Here is a 19687-nt window from a genome sequence, read left to right as displayed (position 1 = left end):
CCACTGGCCTGCTCATCGGGCTCATGGTCGGCCTGGCTCTGGGTCTCGTGGGTGGGCTCGTGACGGAAGAGCCTGACCTGGCCACCGCCACCGGCCCTGCATCGTTGCTGAGATCGGACCGACACACGTTCCGGGTGTCCTCGCTCGCGGGCGGGCTCGCCTTTCGGACTGGGCTTCGGCATGTTGGCCACGCTGGCAACGGGACTCGTGGCCGGCTTTGGCTGGGCCCTGGCCGTCGGACTTGTGGTGGGGCCCGTCATCGGGCTGGCTGGCGGCATTGTGGCCGGGCTTAAGACAGCATGGAGCCACTTCGCAGTGACCAGCATCTATCTGGTGGCGCGTCGAGAAGTGCCGCCAGACCTGATGGCGTTCCTTGCCGATGCGCACGAGCACCGCGGAGTCCTGCGACAGGTCGGAGCGGTGTACCAGTTCCGGCACATCGACCTGCAACGCCACCTGACGACTGGCTCCCGGTGAGCGACGCCCCTCGTCCGGGCAGCCGGCCCCTGGGCCGACTGCCCGAGGGCTTACTCAGCCCCGGGGACGCGGCGGCCGGGGCGGACGGCCGAGCAGCACGGCCAGTGCCTTGAGAGCCGCTTGCCTGCGGCGGGCCGTCGGGGCGCATACGGCAGTCAGCGCGAGCCCTGCGACGGTCAGGGAGTGGGTGGTCAACAGGGCGGTGATGAAGGGGCTGTTGAGTATCTCGGGCAGGTGGTGGGACATGAGCGTGGCCTCCTTGGTTGCGGGGTCCGCCGGTGTGGCGGCCTGCGGTGGCCATTGGCGCCCGTCCGGTGGGTTTCCGGCGATGTCCCGGATGGCAGCGGGGAGGCGTCTACGCTGGTCATAGCCGGTTGAATGGGTTTTCCGGCGCAGAGGTGGGCGGACAGCTGAGGGCAGGGGTGCAGTGGAACAGGGCACGGCGCTGCAAGCCTTCGCGGCCATGCTGAAGAGCCTGTACGAGCGGGCGGGTTCGCCCACCTTGGCAGCGTTGGAGCGTGAGGGGCGGCGGCAGCGGCCGCCCGTCTCGCTGACGAAGTCGTCGTTGAGTGACTGGTTGGCGGGCCAGTCTGTGCCGTCGCGGGAGCGGGCGGTGCGGGCCTTGGTCGGGTACCTCGCCGAGCAGGCTCGTCTGGCGGGCCGTGCGGGTGCGCCCGCGGGGTGGGCGAAGTTGTGGGAGGGGGCTGTCCAGGAGCGGCGGCTGCGGCGTGGCGGGCGTCCCTCCCGGTCTGCCTCGGGTGTCGTACCTGAGGTACAGGTTCCTGTCCGTGGCCGGTTCGTGGCTGAGCTGCGTGATGAGGAGGCGTTCGGCGAGTGGGAGGTGCACCGGCCCGTCGACGTTGCGGGGCCGGTCTCGGGGGTTCTGCCGCTGTATGTGCGGCGCGCCCACGATGAGAGTTTGCGTTCGGCTGTGGAGCAGGCCGCTGGTGGCGCAAGCCGGATGGTGGTGCTGGTCGGTGAGTCGTCTGCGGGTAAGACGAGGGCGTGCTGGGAGGCGGTGGCCGAGCTGCCTGCCGGGTGGCGGCTGTGGCACCCGCTGGAACCGTCGCCGGCCCAGGCGCTGGCGAACGCCTTGCAGGAAGGTTTCGCGCCGTGCACCGCGATCTGGCTCAACGAGTTGCAGCAGTATCTCGGCGAGCAAGCCGGGGGGTGTGCCGAGCAAGTGGCCGCCGGGCTGCGGGAACTGTTGCACAGCGGCACCGGCGGTCCGGTGCTTGTCCTGGGGACCCTTTGGCCGGACCACTGGAGCGCCCTGACCGCTGCCCGTCTGCCGGGCAGAGCTGATCCGCATGCTCAGGCGCGGGCCCTGCTTGAGGGCAAGGCCGTGCATGTGCCGGCCGGATTCGCGGGGCGGGAGCTGGAGGACGCGCGGGTGGTTAGCGGCCACGATCCCCGGTTGGCGGACGCTCTGGCTCATACGGCGGACGGTCGGATCACTCAGTACATGGCCGGAGCTCCGGCCCTCCTGGAGCGCTACCGGGCTGCCTCGCCGGCGGCCCTTGCGGTGATCAGTGCGGCCATGGACGCGAGCCGGCTGGGCGGGGTGAGGCTGGTGGCGCGGGAGTTTCTTCAGGCTGCTGCCGAGGGCTATCTCAGCGATGACGCCTACGACGCGCTGGGCGAGGACTGGCTTGAGGACGCTCTCGCCTACACGCAGCAGCCGAGCAAGGGTGTGCGGGGGCTGCTCAGCCGGGTTCAGGCCCGCCCTGCGGTGGGGAGGCCGGGCGGGTGGCGGCTGGCCGACTACATGGACCACGTCGGCCGCACCGAGCGCCGGTTCGCCGCTCCCCCGGCGTCGTTCTGGCACGCGGCGCGGGAGCATCTTTCGGAGCCGCATCTTGTGCGGGCTCTGGGACAGGCTGCGGAGGCACGCTGGCGTGACGCGGAGGCTGCGGGCCTGTATCAGCGCGCACTGGACCTGGGTGACCTGCGCGCGGGCCAGTATCTGACCTGGCTGTGGCAGGAGCGTCAGCGGGCCGAGGAGGTCCGTCGGGTGCAGGAGCAGGCCGCGCTCGCCGGGGATGGCGAGGTCCTGGAGGAACTGCTGGAGGAGCTCCTGGAGCAGGAGCACGAACAGCAGGCCGAGCAGCTGCTGCGCAAGGCCGCCGACCACGGCAACCGCACGGCTCAACTCCACCTGGCCCGCGCTTTGATGCTGGAGGGAGAAACCGAGGAGGCGGCCCGCTGGTATGGAGAGGTCGCCCGGTGCGGTGATCCGGACATCCTGCGCGGCTACGCGGACGACCTGCGTGAGCAGGGCGACATGGGCGGCGCACGGGCAGCGCTGCGGGCCGCCGGCAATCACCACGCGCTGGGTGAGCTGGCCGCTGTGGTGGCCGCGTCCGGGTCGGCAGCCGAAGCGGAACAGGCCGCCCGGGAGGCCTTCGCCGTGGGCGCGGCCACCCCGCTCAAAGAGCTCGCCGAGCAGGCTGCGGCCGATGGGCGTAGTGCGGACGCTGCCCGTCTGTACCGGGATGCGATCGCCGTATTCGAGCGTCGGCGTCGGCTGCGGGCAGCAGGCGTGGACCTCATCGACTTCGAGACGAGCGCGCGGCCTTTGAGGGCGTTCATCTCCCCCGGGCTGCTCATGCCACCCGGAGAGACATGGGCGGCGCGCCAGCTGATTGCCCTGTTGGACGACACGCAGGGCCCAGCCGCAGGCGACGATGCACTCAGGGAACTCGGGGAGGCCGGGAACCCGTGGGCGCTGGAGCGGTTGCTGCGCCGTCTGCGTGAGCGCGGGCAGGTCCAGGATGCCGAGGCACTGCTGGAGAGCGAGGCGTCCCGGGACAATCCGTGGGCATTGTGGGTACAGGCCTACCGCGCGGTGCACGATGAGCGGGCTCCGGACGAGGTCTGCCACCGTCTGCTGGAGCGCGCCGCGGCCGCCCGTGTGGGCCAGGCCGTGAGGGCGCTGATGAACCGGGCCGAGCAGGCCGGTGTGACCGGCGAGGCCGACCAGTGGGCGCTGCATGCCGCAGCCCGCGGCTACACCACGCCCTTGTGGGACCTGGCCCACGGCCGAGAGCAGGCTGGCCGGCTGGAGGACGCCGAACTGCTGGCCTGGCGGGCACCGGTTGGGCAGCGCTCCTGGCTGCTGCGCCGCCTGGCGCAACGGCGCAGCACCGAGCAGGTCATGCCGTTGCTGCGGCGGGCCTACGACGAGGTCCTGGGGTGGGCGCCGCGTCTGCTCGCCGAGCACCTGGAGGCGGCGGGCGAGTTCGCGCAGGCCGAACGCTTCGCACGGCTCGCCGCCGACGCGGGAGACCGGCAGGCGTTGGAGGAACTGGCCGCAGGGCGCAGGGACGACGATCCCGATCGGCAGTGGCAGGCCATACTGGCGAACGGTCTGAGGGCCGACGGGGCTCCCGCAGTCCCGTGGTGACCGATTCAGGTCCTCCCGGGTCTTGCCGGACACGTCCCGCCAAGCAAGCTCTGCGCACGGCCGCGAATCTGCGGGCACCGGTCCATAGTCCGACTGCGGCGGTCGGGTGTTCTACCGCTTCGGCAGAGCACTCCACGGAACGGCGATCGAACCATCTGGTTGCCATCCGAACCGATACAAGCGGACCCCCTCCTGCGGCCGCCCTGCCTTTCGCAGCATCCAGACCGCCGCCGACAGAGCGCGCGGGGAACCGGCCTCGGCGGCGCGGAAGTACCAGCTCATGGCCTCCTCCACCCGCCCCACCTCCTCCAGCAGCCGAGCTGCCATCCACGGCCAATCGAAGTTGTCGTCGGTATCGGTGAGGGCCTGGTACTTCCTGATCGCCTGCTCCATCCGACCGAGCTTCTTCAACGCCGGGAGGAGGTCGTCCATGAGTTGCGCCGGGGTGGGGATGCGTGTGGCGTCCTGCTCGATCCAGACGAGTTCTTCGCCTGTCAGCTGCGCGCTCTGGATGTCGGGCGCGGAGACAGTAACGGCGTCGAAGCCGGCGGCGGTACGCAGCAGTCCGCGTTCGACGGCTGCGCGCTGGAGGGTGATGCGGTCGGTGGGAGGGGCGTGGTCGATCAAGGCGTGCCACAGGGCGGCCGGTGCGGGAGTGGCATGGCGCGTGGTGTGAGCGTGCTGTTCGAGGTAGTCGGCGAGGCGATATGAGGGCTGGGCAGGATGGGGATGGCCGGGGCGGGGACGGATGCGGGACAGTGGTCCGCGGGTGCCGTGCACGGGCGTGGCGGTGTAGGCAAGGGCCCGGTCGAGCCAGTCGTCCTCGAGAAGGTCGTACTGGGCGTCGGTAAGGTATCCCTCGGCGGCTGCTTCCAGCACCGCGCGGGGCAGGGCCGGACCGTGGCCCAGGCGCCGGGCGTCCATGGCAGCGGTGATCAGAGCCCGGGCGGGAGCGGGGGCGCTGCGGTAGCGGTCCAGCAGTGCGGGAGCGCCGGCCAGATACTGGGTGATCTGACCCTGCTCAGCCCGCGCGGCGGCCTGCTGCAGACGCGGATCGTCCTTGGATGCACGGGCCAGGAGTTGTCGTTCGGTGTCCGTGAACGTCTCGGGGACAGGCACGTCGTGTCCGGTGAGCAGCGCACGGGCCTGGGCATGCGGGTCAACCGCCGCGTCGGCGGGCGGGGTGGTCATGGTGGACCAATGACCGGGCCAGACGGTACCCAGCACCAACACCGGTCCTCGTCCCGGCTCACGCAGCAAGCTGCGCAGCCCCGCGGCGACCCGCTCACCCACCGTGCCGTCCGCCAGGTAGAACTGAGCCTCGTTCAGCCACACCACCGTGTACGGTGCGATGTCCTTCAGTTCGGCGAGGGCGGCCTCGGGCCGGGTGGGGTCGATGGGATGCCACAGCCGCCACGGGTCGTCCCGCTCGCGCAGCAGGTTGAGGGCCTCCCAGCAGGCGCGGGTCTTGCCGGTCGACGACCCGCCCACTAGCACCGCGATCTGGCTGGTACCGGCGGCCGCCCGCGCCACGACTTCGCCCAGCTCCCGGTCATGCGCGCGCCGCACATACGGCGGCAGCACGGGCAGGCCGGCGATCGGGGAGTCGATCGCGCGGTGCACCTCGAATTGCAGCGGGTCGGTCACCTCGCTCAGCGGCCAGCCCGGCCGCATCCGCTCCAGGACGGTCTGTCCCTGCTGGGCCTGCACCGCGACGCGCGTGGCCGACGCACGCCGATCAGCCTCGGCTTGGTAAGCACGCCGCCAGCGTTTAGGGTCCAGCAGCGCAGCCGCCGCCTGGTCATCGGCCAGTCCGGCGAGGTTGGCTTGGCCCCGCAGCGCCCGTAGAACGGCGAGCAGCGGACCGACTTGTTGCGGAAAGCGGTCCGCGCGCAGCCAGTCCCCGATCGTGGTTGGGCTGACTCCGGCAGCCCTGGCCAGGATCCGGTCCGAGGGCCGACGCAGTAGCTGGCCGTTGCGGAATGAGGCCAGTTCGGACATCAGGTCGGCGAAGGCGGGTTCCCGTGCCCCGGTCCCGTGCTCCGTCATCCCCGCTTCCCTCCGTCTCTGTGCACAGCGCTGGGGGTCTGGATCGAATCCTTGAACACGCGCCTTGCTTTCGCTCCGCCCTGTCCTGCACCCCCGGCGGCCAGCGGCCGGTTCACCCAGGACGTGTCCAATCCGCGCCAGACCCCTGCTGGACAGCCCACCTGGACGGCCAGCGTCGGACTTCATCCAGTCCGCACCCATTCACCCGGGGCGCCGGCCTCATCCAGGGGAGTGCACGCAATGAGTCTGCTCCAGATCCTGTCCCTGCTGCTCGCCTTGTCCGTGGCCCTCAACGTCGCGATCAGCGCGGGACTGCTCGCCCACCGATCCGGCGCCGGCATCCCCGACGCAATCCTCACCGGCGCGTTCGCCGCGGCCACCGGCCTCGGCATCTACTTCGCCGCCGTCGCTGCCTACCGCTGACCATGCCCGGACGGCACCATGCCAACCCTGACACCAGCTCCGAAGCCCCTTGGCTCACGCTGGAGACCATCACCACGTCGACGGGAGCGGAACAGAGCGCGCATGCGCGGCCGTCGATCGCCTCACCTCCGCCGTGCTGGCTACTCGCTGAAAGGGGGTTCCTGCAGTTCAATGTGGGTGCTTCGCCTCACGGCGTGCCCGGGAGTTGGCGACTCGTTCGTAGGCGTCGGTCCATGCGACCGGCTGCGTCATGGTGAGCACGGGCGATCGTGAAGTCCACGCTGACCAGTAATAGGTCTGTCTTGCCCGGGCGGGCAGCTTCGGCGATCAGGCACTCCAACAGGGCGGTGATGGCACCGTTTTCTCCAGGCCCGGAAGCATCTAGTACTCGAGTTGCAGTTCGCTATTCCTGCTGGTCAGGGGCGTGTTCGAGAGTGTACTTGACTGATGTGCCGTCAGGTGGCGGGAGTTCGTGACTTCGGGTGCTGCGGCGGTAGTGACAGCGGCGTGCGTTGCGGCCAGTTGCCAGGAGTCGCCGGATTTCCGCCACGGTGAGCGGGGCGAGATCGCCGGAACCGATTCTGCGGCCCCCCTTTCCGCCCCGGCGGCCATGGCGGCGAGGAAGGCGTGGGCGAGCATGGCCAGGGTGATGTGCCGGTACCAGCCCGGATACCGGCGGACCTCGTACTGATCCAGGCCGCACTCGTTCTTCGCGGCCTGGAAAGCCTCCTCGATCGCCCAGCGCGTCCCGGCGATCCGTACCAGTTCGGCGACGGGGGTACCGACCTGCGCATAGGCAAGGTAGTAGGCGATCTCGTCCGGGCGGGCCAGGCTGCGGCGGGCCGGCACCCACCGGTCGTGGGTGGGCGCATCGCCGTCGAAGTCGTCGATCGCGGGTAGCCTCGCTGCCGCCCAGTCGTAGACGCGCGGCCCCTTCGCGCCGGCCCCGCAGGAGTGGCGTTCCCAGGCGTCCTCGGGGGCCTGAGCGATGGCGAAGTCGATGCGGCCGACGGCGTGCACGTGCTGGGACTTCGGCACGGCCAGGACATAACTGACGCCGGTTTCCTCCAGCATGCGGCGCAGCCGCCACTCCTGGCCGTAGGCCGAGTCGGCGGTCACCCAGGCGATCGGCAGCGGCGAGGCCAGGGCCCGCATGATGACGGCCTTCGCAAGATCGCCCTTGGCGAACGCACGCTCGTCGGGAATCTTCGCCCCTGCGCAGCGGTCCGGATCCGAGGTCCAGGACTTGGGCAGATACAGCTCCCGGCGCATCCTGCAGGCCCTCAGCGACCGTAACCGACTCGGTCAAGGAGCGTTGACGTGCCAGGAGATGGCCGTCTGCTTCGGCCTGGACCCCCTACCGGGAAAGGTGGAGGCACTGCGATCGAAGGCCAAGCGGCTGACGGCGCGCGGCTGGCTGATCGAGCCGGCACCTGGCCGATTCACGCTCCCGAAGGACGTGGCCGGGCAACGCGGCGGGTCATGAGCATCGTCATCGACCAGTAGACCATCGCCTCCGCGCTGGCGATGGAACGCTCGAAGTCGCGCACGAGACGGCGACTTCGCATCAAGTGGGCGAAGAACCGCTCGACGATCCACCGCTTGGGCAGCACGAGGAAGCCGCGCATATCGTCGCTGCGTTTGACGATGGAGAGGACCAGGGCGAGGGCCGCGAGGCAGTACTCGACGAGGCTGCCGGTGTATCTGCCGTCGGCCCAGACCAGGGCCAGCAGGTGGTGCGCGGCAGTGACCTGGGTGAGCAGGACCTGGGCCGCGGCGCGGTCGCCCACATCCGCTGCGGTGACCATCACCGAGAGCAGCAGGCCAAGGGTGTCGGCCACGACGTGCCGCTTGCGCCCGTTGATCAGCTTGCCGCCGTCCAAGCCGCGGCTGTCAGAGCCGACGACCGCGTCCGCTTTGACCGACTGCGAGTCGATCACGCCCGCGCCCGGCTCCGAGTCCCGCCCGGCCCGCTCGCGGACCAGGCGGCGGAGCCGGTCGTGGAACTCGCGGACCAGATCGTGGTTGCGCCAGCGCCGGAAGAACGCGTAGACCCGGTCCCACGGTGGGAAGTCGGCAGGCATGGCCCGCCACTTCGTGCCGTTGTCGACCAGGTAGCGGATCGCGTCCAGCATCGCGCGGTGGCAATAAGCCTCCGGTTGCCCGCCCCGGCCCCGCAGCGAGCCCGGCACCGGCAGCAGCGGCCGGACCACCGCCCACTCGGCGTCCGACATGTCGGTGGGATACCGACGCTCGCGCACCCCGTGGTCTCTGGCGTTCCCGAACCTGTGAGCCAGACAGTCACACGCGAGAGTGGCCGAAGTGGACCCCAACTCCCGCGTTGCCGTAGAAATGCGACAACAGGGCCTCCTGGACCGCACGTTGGATTCGACACCCTTCGAGCTACCAAGAGGCCCTGCTCTCATGCACGGCAGCCGCCGCAGTCACCCGATCGACTGACTTCTCGACGAGATCGGGACGACGGCAGTCGCGTCGCTTCTCATGATCGCTGGGACGGACAAACTCGCACTGCCCCCCAGGTAGACGGTCGGCTTGGTGACGCCCCGAGGCCGCCTCGCGGGTTCGAGCCCGGTGCCGCGACTGACGAACCCGGCGAAGAATCGTGTCCTACCGGCTCGAGGCCCGGCCAACCGCCCCCGCTACGTCCTACTTCTCCTCCGGCTCCCAGGCGCGGAGCAGGTCGAGCAGCCCTGCATCTCCGTCAACGTGCAAGGAATCGGCCTGGATCCGGTCGTACAAGTAGAGGACCAACTCACTGGCCGTGCCATGGATGGAGGCGCCGGCTGCGTCCGAGTCCTCGCCGGTCGCGGCAGTGGGCGCGGGGATGCGGGTGGAGCGTGCGCCGTCGCCGTCGACCGTGAGGCGCCAGGAGCGGCCCTCGGCGGCGTGGAAGTCGAAGGCCGTGGGCTTGTGCGGCCAAGCACTCGGCGTTCCGCAGACGGTGAACAGGAACTCCTCCACACCGTCGAGTACCACCTCGACCGGCAGCGGCTGCGGGGCGCCCCAGGCGAGCTGGGCGTCGTACGTGTGCACCGCGGTCTCCTGGACCCGGTGCCGGGCGACACCGCCGGAGGTTGGCGGTGACTGCGACGCAGGCCACCACGTCCAGCAACCGCTCTCCGGTCCGGCCTCGCGCAGGGCGCTCAGCAGAAGCTGCGTCGACGCGGCCAGCCAGGCCAGCAGGGCCTCACGCTCCCGCGGCGCTACCAGAGCGGCACGCGCAGCGGCGGCCTCGGCCGGGGGAGCGTCGGCAGGCCCCGCACCGACGATGGCGGCCCAGAAACGGTCTCCCCCACCCAGGTGCTTCACCAGATCGAACAGCGTCCACCCGGGGCACGTGGGCACCTGTGCGTCAAGACTGGGCGCGGCGGCGACCGCGGCGCGGAATGCGGTCGACCGTTCGTCGATCAGTCGCAGCAGGCCAGGGAACTCAAGATTCTTTTCCACGCCGGATGTCTATCACCGTGCTCCGGTGATCGGACAGCGATTTCACAGTCGCCGCCGGTTGGCTACTGCGGACGTCCTCGCCTCCCACCGCTCGGGTGACAAGCTGCGCACTGCTGCGAGGACGCTGGTGGTGGCGGTACGCCAGGCGTCGTGCCTGTGGGTGCCCTGGCCTCGCCGCGCGGCCGGGCACCTCGGCGACGTGACGTCCACCCGGTGCGCGCGGTCGTACTGCCGCTCGATGTGATGTACCGGAGGTCACGACGGCGGAGGAGGACCGGTCGGGTCGGGAGTTCAGGTGACTCCCGTTCGACCAGCACTCCTCAAGTTCGGAACAACAACAGCCACTTACGGGGACTATGACCTACTGACCGCCGCCGAAGCCGATCTCAAGGTGAATGCAGGAGTCGCGGCCATCGTCCCAAGTTGCGTGACAGCCACCCTGGTCGGGCTATGGCGGCTCTTGTGTGCGGCCAATGACGGTGCTTGTCTATCGCGGCCTCGTGACTGCCCGGCAGGTCAACGACGTGCTAGTGCAAGCGATCGTCACCGAGGTGGTTAGATCTGCGAGAACACGGCCGTGATGTTGCGGGCACCTGCTGCTACGGTGTCGCCGGCTGACGTCAGGCCCGCGCGAACGGCATCACGGGCGGCATGGCACCCACGCATCAGGCCGGCCGCGCACCGTTCGCGGCGAACCCTCCCGCCTCCGCGGCAGAGGGCCTGCCCCTGCCGACCGTGGCCAACGAGGCGGAACCGCACCGGGCGCAGCGAGGACGAGCTGCGCGCACAGACGGAGGCTGCGTCCGCCGGGTGGCGCATCAACGCACGAGCACAGCGGCCGGCACTCCCCCGCCACAGTCCACTCGCTTTATGGGACGCCTCGCCCACAGATGGGCTCATTGGGCCGAAAAAGCCCAAATTTGTTGATGATGATAACGGCCCTGTCCAAATGTTCCGCACTCGAACGGAGAACGCCCCACATGCGCATCCGCAACCTCCTGACCGTAACCGCCATGGCTGCCGCAGCAGTCCTCGGCGCCCTTGGCCCAGCCACCGCCGAGGACGAAGAGAACAGCGGCATCATCGTTCAATCCGCTTCCGGGAACGACCAGCCAGACCAGGTCGGACATGAAATGCCGAGCTCGTCACCCAGGCACGGCGTGAACCGAATCGGAGGCATTCCCGACCGACCCGAGACTCCGGCCGCACAGAGTTCTGACCAAGACGCAGGCGAAGGCCTACTGAGCAGGCTGCTCAGCTGACCGAACGGCACGGAGCTCTGACCTGCGCCCAGCACACCCCTGATGTTTGTGGAGCACCGCCAGGGCCCGCGACGACGCATCGTCAGATGACCACCACGCCCAAGCCGACGCCGTCATCGCACACGGCCTGCGTTCGCCACGCGGGTTGCCGCAGAGCCAGCTTTCCGGCTCCGCTCCAAGCGCGGCAGTGCGTGGTGAGCAGGCGTGCGGCTTCGCGCAGGTCACGGTATGCGATGGCCAGCTGCTCGTAAGGTTCACTGTTGGGGCCAGTGTCGGCGAGATCGTCCAACAAATCCGCGACCAGAGCACTCCGATACTCCCAACCGCAGCGGGTCTTGTGTCGCTACGACCAGAACTCGTCGTACGCCTTCTGATCGGACCACAGGGCCCAACCCTCGGTGATCCTTCCGTCTCGGATGTGGAAGACGATCACGTAGTCCATGTCGAGCTCCTTGCCCTCACGCGAGGCCGTGACGTGGAGCAGGGCGACCGTGTGCTGGTCGTTGGCGAGCACATCATGGAGTTGTGGCCGATACGTACCCCCGGAGAGCTGGAACTCCTTCTGGAACGCAGCGAAGACGGCCTCACGACCGTGGTACTCGCCGGCCAACGAGCTCCGGCCGGGGTTGTGCCACACCACATCAGGGTGGAACACCTCCGCCAACGCTTCCATGTCGCCTGCCGCGAAGGCGGCCATGGCCCGCTGAAACACGGCAATGTTCGGGTGATCAGTCATCGCAGCCTCCTCTGACCTCTGGCCCCGCGAACGTAACCGGAAGCTGGATGGGCATCCGCAGGCACACCGGGCCGGCCGGCCCCGCCTACCCGATCGGGCGCAACCGGAGCCGTGGCGACCTGCGACACCTGCGCGCGGGCTCCCTCTGGACAAAGACGCTCCCGTTCGAGGCGTCGGTGGCGCGTCTCACTCGGGTGACCGCGAAACGCTCGCTGCGATCATCTTCGTGGCTACCTGGGGCTGTACCTGGCGGCAGTTGCCGTCGGTGTTCGGGCCGGACCGGTAAGAAGCCGTGCCACCGATCCTGTTGGCCTGTTCCGTGCCCGGCGGGGCTCGCGGCTCGTTGGCGGGCTCGGTCGTGGGAAGGAAGTCGGCGACCTTGCCGGGCATGTCGAGGGTGACCGGCAGTTCCGGGGCCATCCCAGGGCGAGGATGCGGCGGCGCTCGTTCGGGTCCTCGCGGCGGTGCGCGCCGAAGGACGCGCGGTAGATCTCCCCCGCCCGATAGGCGGGCCCGGACCGCACCTCGCGCAGGTGGGACATCAGCTCGTCGGGGTCGGCGTGCACGAGGAACTCGGCCTCCGTCACGACCACGTCGAGCACCTCGCCCCGTACTGCGTGGGCAGCCAGATACCGCCGGGTGTAGGGGTGGGCGCGGCTCCAGTCACGTCCGCCGTCGAGGGCGCGGGGGACGCGCGCGACGAGGGCGCGGGTGATGCGGGCGTGCGCCTCGGTGGCGTCCACGTCCGCCCTGAGGTGTTCGGCCAGGGCCTCGTGGTAGAGGCGGTAGGCGGAGTGACCGGATTCCGTGGCCTCGACCACGTACGCGCCTGCCGCGTGCCGCAGCCACATGATGTCGTCGTCGGTGTACGTCCGCCCCGACAACGCGCTCGCAAGTGGCGCCCACAGGTCCTCCCAGGGCAGGCCCTGGCCCTCCGCGAAGGCGAGCGGTCTCAGCAGGCCGACGGCGCGGACCGCGTCGGAGCCGAGCCGTTCGGCCATGTCGTGCCGCATGGCCTCGCTGGGCAGCCGGGGCAGAGCCGCGCGCCAGGCCGGGTTGTCAGGGTCGGGCAGCTCGGGCGTGGCAGCCAGGGTGCCCGCGGATATCCGGGCTACAGGAAGGACGCGCCCGCGGCGGCGAACGCAAGATCGCCGAGGCCCGTCTTCCGCAGGGTGCGGTGAACACCAAGCTGATCCGGAGCCTGATCACCGCCCAGTTCCTCGCAGGGGCGGCCACCGCCCGCGACGGGCAGGCCGTCATCCGCGCCGGGTACGACGCCCATCACAGCGGCTACGGCCCCTCGGCTCCGCCCGACCAGCGAGTCCTCGCCGCGCTGGATGACATCCTGACCGCCGCCTACCCCAGCACCGACGGCGCCCACTGAGGCTCGGTCGGCGAGCCGCTGGCGGCAGCCCTGCTCACCGAGGTCGAGACCGACAGCGGGCACGAATTCGTCGAGCAGTTCCTGCAGCACGAAACCCTCAAGCCCGCGCAGCGCACCCAGACCCTCCACGTCGTCGCCCGTGTCAGCACCGAGGATCCCGCGCTAGCCGAGGGCGCCCACCGTGCCGTGGCCGCCGCACCCGACGAGCTGCTGCCCCTTGCCGTCCGGGCCGCCCCCGAACTGGACACCGATGATGCCGCCCACTGGCTGGACGGAACCCGGCACGCGGTCAGCGTCCGCGCAGCCCAGCCCGGAGCGGACACCGCCGTCTATGAGCGGGCGGCCGACCTCGTGCAGCGCGCCCAGGACTGCGTGGCCGCCGGGACCAACCCCACCACACTCCTCGGCAACACCAACACCGGCACGGGGGACGCCGAGCCGTCGGACGGCGGCAGGTCACCGGACCGCCGGGACTACATCCTGGTCAAACCAGTCGTGAAGTGGCAGGTCCGGCGGCTGCTCACCACAGTCAGCATTCTCTACCTGCTGGCCATCACCGCCTCCACGGTCGGCGTCGCCTACTCCAACGGACTGGGCGAAGGGTGGGCCGGCTGGCTCTACATCCCCGCGCACGTCGGCTTCAGCATGATCTTTGCCGCGTACTGGGGCGGCGGCCGACTGGACTGGACAGCCGGGGCGACCCGGATCGGCCCGCCACTCGTCGTACTCATGGACGTGTGCATGGGCGCCCTGTTCCACGACGCCTGGCCCCTACCCAGCTACTTCCCTCCCACGTGGCTGGTGTGGCTCGCATTCTGCGTCCCGGGAATCACGTGCCTCCCCTTCACCTACCGCATCTGGTTCGGCCAGCTCCAACCCCGCACGCCCGCGAAAGGCGAGGCGCCCGTGCTCCGCAACGCCCCCTGGTAATGACCTCTCGCGCGTACCCGGCCGCAGCGCCGACGTGCGCGACGGTCGGGCGTGGAACCGCCCAAGCCACGCGGGCGGACACAGAACATGTCTGCACCTGGCAGATTCGGGAGAACGACCCGCCGTCCGCCCCGGCCTGCGACTTTTCCTCGCCTGTGGGCAGCGACAGGAAAGGATCAGACACTCGAATCTGGCGCAGGTGCCCGAACGCCGCGCCCCCTTCGGGCGGGCCTTGGCGCCCTCAGGTCAGCGCTCGGATCCGGGACGCTCATGACCCGTGCCAAGGGGATCCAGGAGCTCACCCAGCGGAATGCCGAAGGCGTAGGCGAGGGCGTGCCAGGTGCCCAGTGATCCGATGGTGCGCCCCTGCTCGACCTCGATGAGGGGGCGGCGCGAGAGACCGCTGCGGGCGGCGAGCTCGTCGTAGCTCCAGCCTCGCTCGGCACGGTGCCGGGCGAGGGCCTGCCAGAGTGCCGTCGGGTCGGGGTCCGGCGGCGGGAAGATCGTCATCCGACCATCGGACGGTGCAGACCCCTGCCCTGACAGCGCAGACCCCTTCCCTATTTGCGGCGGTACGGAGAGTCCCGCGAGGGCAGAGCGGGCCGACTACGCGCGGCGCCTGGAGGCGTTCGCCGACCGGCACCGCGAGCGACTGAAGAAGACGCTGCGCGCATACGGGCCGGGCAGCGTGCCCGCCTCACACGGCCGGTACGCACTGGTCGGCCAGCCCGAAAGCCTGGTGATCTGCGAGCCGTTCAAGACCTCCCCGCGCCTCCTGGGCGCGGTGTGGGACGACGAACTGGATGCCTGGGGGCAGCGACCGCCGCTACCGGTGAACCCCAGCAGAGAAGCCCCGGGTTCAGTACCCGGGGCTTCGTGCTGCTGTACTGGCCCTGCGGTCAGGCGCTCACCTCAGCGATGGTGTCCGTGATCAGGACGGGCAGGTGGTTGATGGCGCGTTCCAGAAGCCGTTCGATCGCTAGAGGACTCGAGGTACGGTCACAGGACGGGCTGTCGTACGTCTGCCGGCTTCTACCAGGCGGCGTCACCACAGGCCGAACCACCGGTCGTGTAATTCCACAGGCAGACGCGAGAGCCTGCGTTTGTTCCGTTCCAGTGGTATCCGGTCGCCTTCTTGGCGTTCAGGATCCAGTACGCGTTTGAGACGGCCTTCCAGTCGTAACCGCCGGATCCCACCCGCTTGCGCTGCAACACAAAGAGGCACTCATGGTTGTTCCACGACTGTCCGAGGGCCTGGACGTATCCGTCGGACGTCCTCTTGTTCAGCCACCCTTTGCACTGCCCGACCACTACATCCTTGCCAGGAATGTATCCCTGAACGGATATGTCCGACTGGCTGGTCTGTGCAGGGGCGGCCTGAACCGTGCCGCCGACGAACAGTGTTGTCGTCGCGGCAATGGCAACGCCAAGTGCCGCAGAGCGCGTGCGGGTGCGGGTACGCAGGAAAGGCATAATTGATGTTCCCCTCTGATTGTTGCGGCGTTTTGCGATTGGGGCCGTGTGTCCACGGGCTATTTGAACCGTGGCGGTTCAATCACCTGTTTCTCCGTCAGGACGGCCACTGGGGGCGTCCTGGATCGAGTTCACTGGGTTTTGGTTTGTTGCACAGCCGTGTCCCGGGCGTGAAACAAAGCAGGTCACAGACTTGGGTTGGCGAGATGGTGTCTTTCGCGGTGGTGGGGCGCGTGTTGGGATGAGACGCCGCTGCTGGTCACGGGGCGGCACGGGGAGGAAGCGGTATGGGGCGTCCGGAGGCGGACCTCGATCCGGGGCTGGGGCCGGTCCAGCGGTTTGCGTTCGAGTTGCGCAAGCTGCGTCAGGAAGCGGGCGGGATTACCTATCGGCAGATGGCCCGGCAGGTGGAGGTCTCGGTCACCACCCTGTCGAGAGCGGCCGCAGGAGAGCAACTGCCCTCCCTGCCGGTTGCCTTGGCATATGTGCGGGCGTGCGGCGGCGAGGAGCAGGCGTGGGAGCGACGCTGGCGTGAGGCGGTCACGGAGCAGGCACGGGCGGCTGACCTGGTGGCGGCCGAGACCGCCCCTGCTCCCTACCGTGGCCTGGCCCGGTTCGACGTGGGCGATGCGGAGCTCTTCTTCGGCCGGGACGAGGTGACCGACGCGCTGGTCCGCGCGGTGACACGGCATCGCGTGTTTGCGGTCTTCGGGCCATCCGGCAGCGGCAAGTCATCCCTGCTGCGGGCGGGGCTGATTCCCCGCCTGCGCAGCCTCGACGGACCGCACCGGCCGGCGGCGGTGCGGATCCTCACCCCGGGCGAGCACCCGCTGCGCACCCACGACACCGTGTGCGCACCAGCCCCGGGCGAGCAGGACACCTGGCTGATCGTGGACCAGTTCGAGGAGATCTTCACCCTCTGCCGCGACACCGGCGAGCGGGCCGACTTCCTTGCCCGCCTGCTCACCGCCGCCGAGCCCGCAAGCCGACTACGCGTCGTCCTCGGCGTACGCGCCGACTTCTACGGACGCTGCGCCGAGCACCGCGAGCTCGCCGACGCCCTGCGGGAAGCCAACCTGATGGTCGGGCCCATGAGCCCGGCCGAGCTTCGCCAGGCCGTCGTCAGGCCCGCGCAGTCGGCCGGACTGATCGTCGAACGCGAGCTGACCGCCCACCTCGTGACGGAGATCGGCGGCGAGCCGGGCGGCCTGCCGCTGCTCTCCCACGCACTGCGGGAGACCTGGCGACGGCGCCGCGGCCGGGTGCTCACCATGGAGGCATACGAGGCGGCGGGCGGCGTACACGGCGCGATCGCACAGACCGCCGAGGAGATCTACACCCGGCTCTCCCCCGACCACGCGGACCTGGCGCGGCTGATCTTGCTGCGGCTGATCGCCCCCGGCGAGGGCTCCCAGGACACCCGACGCCCAGTCGACCGGAGCGAACTCGACCTCGGCACCGCCTCCCAGGACGACATCGCCTTCGTCCTGGACCGGCTGGCCGGTGCCCGGCTGCTCACCCTCGACGAGGACACCGTCGATCTCGCCCACGAGGCCCTGATCTCCGCCTGGCCCCGGCTGCGCGGCTGGATCGAGGAGGACCGCGAACGCCTGCGCGCTCACCGCCGGCTCACCGAGGCGGCCCACGCCTGGGGCGACCTCGGACGCGACCCCGGCGCACTGTACCGCGGCACCCGTCTGGCCGCCGCCGAGGAGGCGTTCGCCTCGCCCGGACGCAGCGCTGCCCTCACCGTGCTGGAGGCGGACTTCCTCACCGCCAGTGCCGCGGCACGCGATCAGGAGCGGCAGGCGGCGACCCGGGCCGCACGCCGGCTGCGCATGCTTGTCGGCTCACTGTCCGCTGTGGTGGTGCTCGCTCTCCTGGCGGGCGTCATCGCCGGGCAGCAGAACCGCACCAGCGACCGGCGGCGCGTGGAGGCCGAGGCCCGCCGTATCGCCAACGTCGCTAACAGCATGCGTTTTTCCGACCCTGTTGAGGCGATGCGGCTGAGCGTGGCGGCGTGGCGCCTCGCGGACACCACCGAAACACGGTCCGCACTGCTCGCAGGCACGGTCCAGAAGGAACAGAGCGTCTTCACCGTCCCCGACACCGACTCCGAGGCCGCTGAGCGCCAACTCAGCGCGGATGGGAGGACGTTGGTATCTGTCACTGCCGACAAGATCCGGATGTGGGATATGCGGACACGTCGGGTGACGCACACGTACCCAGGCCCAGGCGCGCTGCTGGGGGATGACGCCGTCGTCATCAGCCCGGACGGACAACGGCTCGCTGTGCTCAAGGAGAACGACGTCCAGGTATGGGACATACCCGCCAGGCGCGTTATCGCACGGATTGCGAGTACGCCACTGGCCGCGGCGTTCAGCCTGAGCGGACACACCCTTGTGGTGACGGACGAGAGCGAGGACATGCCCGTCATACAGGTCTGGGATCTGCGCAGCCGTCGACAACTCGTCAGGATGAACCTGCGGTCGGACGAGTTGTTTCGATCCGAGACTGTCAGCCCGGACGACCGGTGGCTGGTGACATGTGTGGACAAGCGTCCGCTGAAGGTCCGGGACCTCGTCTCACGACAACCTTCGGTCATTCCCTGGGCGGACCGGATCGGGAATGTGTCCTGCAGTCAGAGCTGGTTCTCCCCTGATGGTCGGCAGCTTGCGCTTGCCACAGCCTCCGGAATCCGCAGATGGGATCTCCGCTCGGGCCAGGAACTTCCCCAACTGGAGCTGGACACACAGTCCTCGTACACCTTCACGCTCAGTACCGACGGCAGATTCGCCGTCACGACCAGCACCGAGGACGAGTTCCGGCTCTGGCGGCTCTCGGCCCCGGACGCCCCCGTGTTCCGTCATGAGCTGACCAACGAGTCACCCCGAGAGTACGTTCTTGATCTCGCCGGGAACGCCCTGCGCTACCTCAACAACAGCGAAACGGCCGTTCACACCCTGAGCCTTGGCCGAGCGGCCACTTCGCCGTGGAGCCAACGCCCCAACGAACAAGCACTGTTCGCCGCCGACGGGCGGACACTCGCTGTCCTGAACAGCAACACCACCCCGCAGTTCCGTCTGCTGGACACTTTCACCGGCCGAGTCATATCCACTCCGCCAGGCACACCATGCGCCGCCGGCGCGGGAAACTGCGAGGCCCCGATGGCGCTTAGCGCCGACGGCCGGTACTTCGCCTACGTCGAGGCATGGGGCGACGCCGAGCAGGGCTCTCCCCGCCCGCAGCGGATCACGGTGTGGGACGCGGCCGCTCACCGCAAGCACGCAGCCTTCACCGTCCCACGAGCCGAGGCCGACGCCGACGACATCAGCGGCCTCACCCTCACCTCAGACGGCCGCACCTTGCTGATCACCCGGTCCCCGGCACAGTGGACAAGGACTGAACTGTGGGACGTTGACCGGCAGAAGAAGATCGGAACGCTGCCGGGCACGTCCGGGACCGTCGGAGCCCTCCGCCATGACAGCCGCAAGCTGGTGTCCGGGGAGCACGTTGCCGACCTGCCGTCGGGGCCGGTGCGGAACCGGGTGCTCAGCAACGACGACGCCACCACGTGGGCCTTCAGCCCCGACGGGACCTATCTCGCGGTCGGCGACCTCGGAGGCCAGGTCACCCTGTGGGACGGCAACCTGCACAAACGCATCCGCGTTCTCCCAGGGCCCAGCGCCAACTCCGTCGGTGACCTGACCACGCTCGCTTTCTCCTCAGACAGCCGCATCCTCGCGGTCGGTGACAACACCGGCACCATCCAGCTCTGGGACGTGCCCTCCGCCCAACGCCTCGGCACCGCCCTCCTCACGCCGGGCGACGCGGTCCACGCCCTCGCCTTCGGCCCCGATGGAACCACGCTGTATGCCAGCGGACCACACGTCACGCTCCAACGCTATGACCTCGCGCCCGCGCAGCTTGCCCGCCGCCTGTGCGCCCGTGCGGGCTCAGGCCTCTCAAGGGAGGACTGGACGACGTATCTTCCAGATCTGCCCTACCGGCAGACGTGTTGACTGAGCGTTTGGTCCTGGGTTTCGTGTTTGGTCCGGGATTAGGTTTCGCGCCAGTTC

The 19687-nt window shown here is 69.5% G+C and carries 17 protein-coding genes and 1 pseudogene; 8 read left to right on the top strand and 10 right to left on the bottom strand.

Features of this window, described 5'->3' with window-relative positions:
• Positions 1-180: 180 nt before the first annotated feature.
• Complete coding sequence (locus tag KUM44_RS34655; protein WP_217213754.1) at positions 181-477, top strand: hypothetical protein; 297 nt, start codon at positions 181-183, stop codon at positions 475-477.
• Between the two features lie 54 nt (positions 478-531).
• Here the strand turns inward: KUM44_RS34655 and KUM44_RS34650 are convergent, their stop codons facing one another.
• Complete coding sequence (locus KUM44_RS34650; RefSeq protein WP_217213722.1) at positions 532-723, bottom strand: hypothetical protein; 192 nt, start codon at positions 721-723, stop codon at positions 532-534.
• A gap of 181 nt (positions 724-904) precedes the next feature.
• On the opposite strand from KUM44_RS34650, the gene KUM44_RS34645 reads away from it, so the two are divergent.
• Positions 905-3883 (top strand): hypothetical protein, encoded by a 2979-nt coding sequence (locus KUM44_RS34645; protein ID WP_217213721.1) that lies wholly within the window; start codon positions 905-907, stop codon positions 3881-3883.
• Positions 3884-3994: 111 nt separating this feature from the next.
• On the opposite strand, the gene KUM44_RS34640 is transcribed toward KUM44_RS34645, so the two are convergent.
• A complete protein-coding gene (locus KUM44_RS34640; protein ID WP_217213720.1) occupies positions 3995-5932 on the bottom strand; it encodes a hypothetical protein in 1938 nt (645 codons plus the stop codon).
• Positions 5933-6172: 240 nt separating this feature from the next.
• On the opposite strand from KUM44_RS34640, the gene KUM44_RS34635 reads away from it, so the two are divergent.
• Complete coding sequence (locus tag KUM44_RS34635; RefSeq protein ID WP_217213719.1) at positions 6173-6355, top strand: hypothetical protein; 183 nt, start codon at positions 6173-6175, stop codon at positions 6353-6355.
• A 381-nt stretch (positions 6356-6736) separates the two neighbouring features.
• Here KUM44_RS34635 and KUM44_RS34625 read toward each other — a convergent pair whose 3' ends face one another.
• The 3 genes from KUM44_RS34625 to KUM44_RS34615 form a co-directional block, all read right to left on the bottom strand.
• Positions 6737-7627, bottom strand: coding sequence for an IS701 family transposase (locus KUM44_RS34625; RefSeq protein ID WP_254390542.1), 891 nt, complete (start codon positions 7625-7627; stop codon positions 6737-6739).
• A 170-nt stretch (positions 7628-7797) separates the two neighbouring features.
• Positions 7798-8589: an IS5 family transposase gene (locus tag KUM44_RS34620; RefSeq protein ID WP_254390541.1), complete on the bottom strand. Its 792-nt coding sequence runs from the start codon at positions 8587-8589 to the stop codon at positions 7798-7800.
• 433 nt (positions 8590-9022) lie between these two features.
• Positions 9023-9823, bottom strand: coding sequence for a maleylpyruvate isomerase family mycothiol-dependent enzyme (locus KUM44_RS34615; protein WP_217213718.1), 801 nt, complete (start codon positions 9821-9823; stop codon positions 9023-9025).
• A gap of 58 nt (positions 9824-9881) precedes the next feature.
• Here KUM44_RS34615 and KUM44_RS34610 point away from each other — a divergent pair, with 58 nt between their 5' ends.
• Positions 9882-10067: a hypothetical protein gene (locus KUM44_RS34610; RefSeq protein ID WP_217213717.1), complete on the top strand. Its 186-nt coding sequence runs from the start codon at positions 9882-9884 to the stop codon at positions 10065-10067.
• Between the two features lie 652 nt (positions 10068-10719).
• Here KUM44_RS34610 and KUM44_RS34605 read toward each other — a convergent pair.
• A complete protein-coding gene (locus KUM44_RS34605; RefSeq protein ID WP_217213716.1) occupies positions 10720-10953 on the bottom strand; it encodes a hypothetical protein in 234 nt (77 codons plus the stop codon).
• A 475-nt stretch (positions 10954-11428) separates the two neighbouring features.
• Positions 11429-11821, bottom strand: a complete 393-nt coding sequence (locus tag KUM44_RS34600) for a nuclear transport factor 2 family protein (protein ID WP_217213715.1) — start codon at positions 11819-11821, stop codon at positions 11429-11431.
• Positions 11822-11978: 157 nt separating this feature from the next.
• Between KUM44_RS34600 and KUM44_RS34595 the strand changes: the two are divergent.
• A pseudogene (locus KUM44_RS34595) lies at positions 11979-12095 on the top strand (transposase); the annotation flags it as partial.
• Here the strand turns inward: KUM44_RS34595 and KUM44_RS47755 are convergent.
• Entirely contained in the window at positions 12052-12822 is a 771-nt protein-coding gene (locus KUM44_RS47755; RefSeq protein WP_374202102.1) for a hypothetical protein, read from the bottom strand. The pseudogene KUM44_RS34595 and the gene KUM44_RS47755 overlap by 44 nt on opposite strands.
• 176 nt (positions 12823-12998) lie before the next feature.
• On the opposite strand from KUM44_RS47755, the gene KUM44_RS34590 reads away from it, so the two are divergent.
• Positions 12999-13205 carry a hypothetical protein gene (locus KUM44_RS34590; protein ID WP_217213714.1) on the top strand — a complete coding sequence of 69 codons (207 nt, stop codon included), beginning with the start codon at positions 12999-13001 and terminating at the stop codon, positions 13203-13205.
• A 186-nt stretch (positions 13206-13391) separates the two neighbouring features.
• Positions 13392-14135, top strand: a complete 744-nt coding sequence (locus KUM44_RS34585; protein ID WP_217213713.1) for a hypothetical protein — start codon at positions 13392-13394, stop codon at positions 14133-14135.
• A 246-nt stretch (positions 14136-14381) separates the two neighbouring features.
• Here the strand turns inward: KUM44_RS34585 and KUM44_RS34580 are convergent, their stop codons facing one another.
• The gene (locus tag KUM44_RS34580; protein WP_217213712.1) at positions 14382-14645 is read right to left on the bottom strand and encodes a helix-turn-helix transcriptional regulator; all 264 of its coding nucleotides are present in this window, start codon (positions 14643-14645) and stop codon (positions 14382-14384) included.
• Positions 14646-15167: 522 nt separating this feature from the next.
• Positions 15168-15608 carry a hypothetical protein gene (locus tag KUM44_RS34575; RefSeq protein WP_217213711.1) on the bottom strand — a complete coding sequence of 147 codons (441 nt, stop codon included), beginning with the start codon at positions 15606-15608 and terminating at the stop codon, positions 15168-15170.
• Positions 15609-15895: 287 nt separating this feature from the next.
• Here KUM44_RS34575 and KUM44_RS34570 point away from each other — a divergent pair, with 287 nt between their 5' ends.
• Positions 15896-19630 carry a helix-turn-helix domain-containing protein gene (locus KUM44_RS34570; RefSeq protein ID WP_217213710.1) on the top strand — a complete coding sequence of 1245 codons (3735 nt, stop codon included), beginning with the start codon at positions 15896-15898 and terminating at the stop codon, positions 19628-19630.
• Positions 19631-19687: the final 57 nt, after the last annotated feature.

This window comes from Streptomyces sp. AC550_RSS872 (assembly GCF_019049285.1).
In the GTDB taxonomy this organism is placed as follows: Bacteria; Actinomycetota; Actinomycetes; order Streptomycetales; family Streptomycetaceae; genus Streptomyces.
This window is presented reverse-complemented; position numbering and strand designations above follow the sequence as displayed.

Excerpts from the sequence above, each read along its gene's own strand:
- KUM44_RS34625 (WP_254390542.1), bottom strand. The coding sequence starts at position 7,627 with ATGCGCCGGGAGCTGTATCTGCCCAAGTCCTGGACCTCGGATCCGGAC.
- KUM44_RS34655 (WP_217213754.1), top strand. The coding sequence starts at position 181 with ATGTTGGCCACGCTGGCAACGGGACTCGTGGCCGGCTTTGGCTGGGCC.
- KUM44_RS34600 (WP_217213715.1), bottom strand. The coding sequence starts at position 11,821 with ATGACTGATCACCCGAACATTGCCGTGTTTCAGCGGGCCATGGCCGCC.
- KUM44_RS47755 (WP_374202102.1), bottom strand. The coding sequence starts at position 12,822 with ATGGCCGAACGGCTCGGCTCCGACGCGGTCCGCGCCGTCGGCCTGCTG.
- KUM44_RS34575 (WP_217213711.1), bottom strand. The coding sequence starts at position 15,608 with ATGCCTTTCCTGCGTACCCGCACCCGCACGCGCTCTGCGGCACTTGGC.
- KUM44_RS34570 (WP_217213710.1), top strand. The coding sequence starts at position 15,896 with ATGGGGCGTCCGGAGGCGGACCTCGATCCGGGGCTGGGGCCGGTCCAG.
- KUM44_RS34605 (WP_217213716.1), bottom strand. The coding sequence starts at position 10,953 with ATGTCCGACCTGGTCTGGCTGGTCGTTCCCGGAAGCGGATTGAACGAT.
- KUM44_RS34620 (WP_254390541.1), bottom strand. The coding sequence starts at position 8,589 with ATGTCGGACGCCGAGTGGGCGGTGGTCCGGCCGCTGCTGCCGGTGCCG.
- KUM44_RS34650 (WP_217213722.1), bottom strand. The coding sequence starts at position 723 with ATGTCCCACCACCTGCCCGAGATACTCAACAGCCCCTTCATCACCGCC.
- KUM44_RS34635 (WP_217213719.1), top strand. The coding sequence starts at position 6,173 with ATGAGTCTGCTCCAGATCCTGTCCCTGCTGCTCGCCTTGTCCGTGGCC.
- KUM44_RS34640 (WP_217213720.1), bottom strand. The coding sequence starts at position 5,932 with ATGACGGAGCACGGGACCGGGGCACGGGAACCCGCCTTCGCCGACCTG.
- KUM44_RS34580 (WP_217213712.1), bottom strand. The coding sequence starts at position 14,645 with ATGACGATCTTCCCGCCGCCGGACCCCGACCCGACGGCACTCTGGCAG.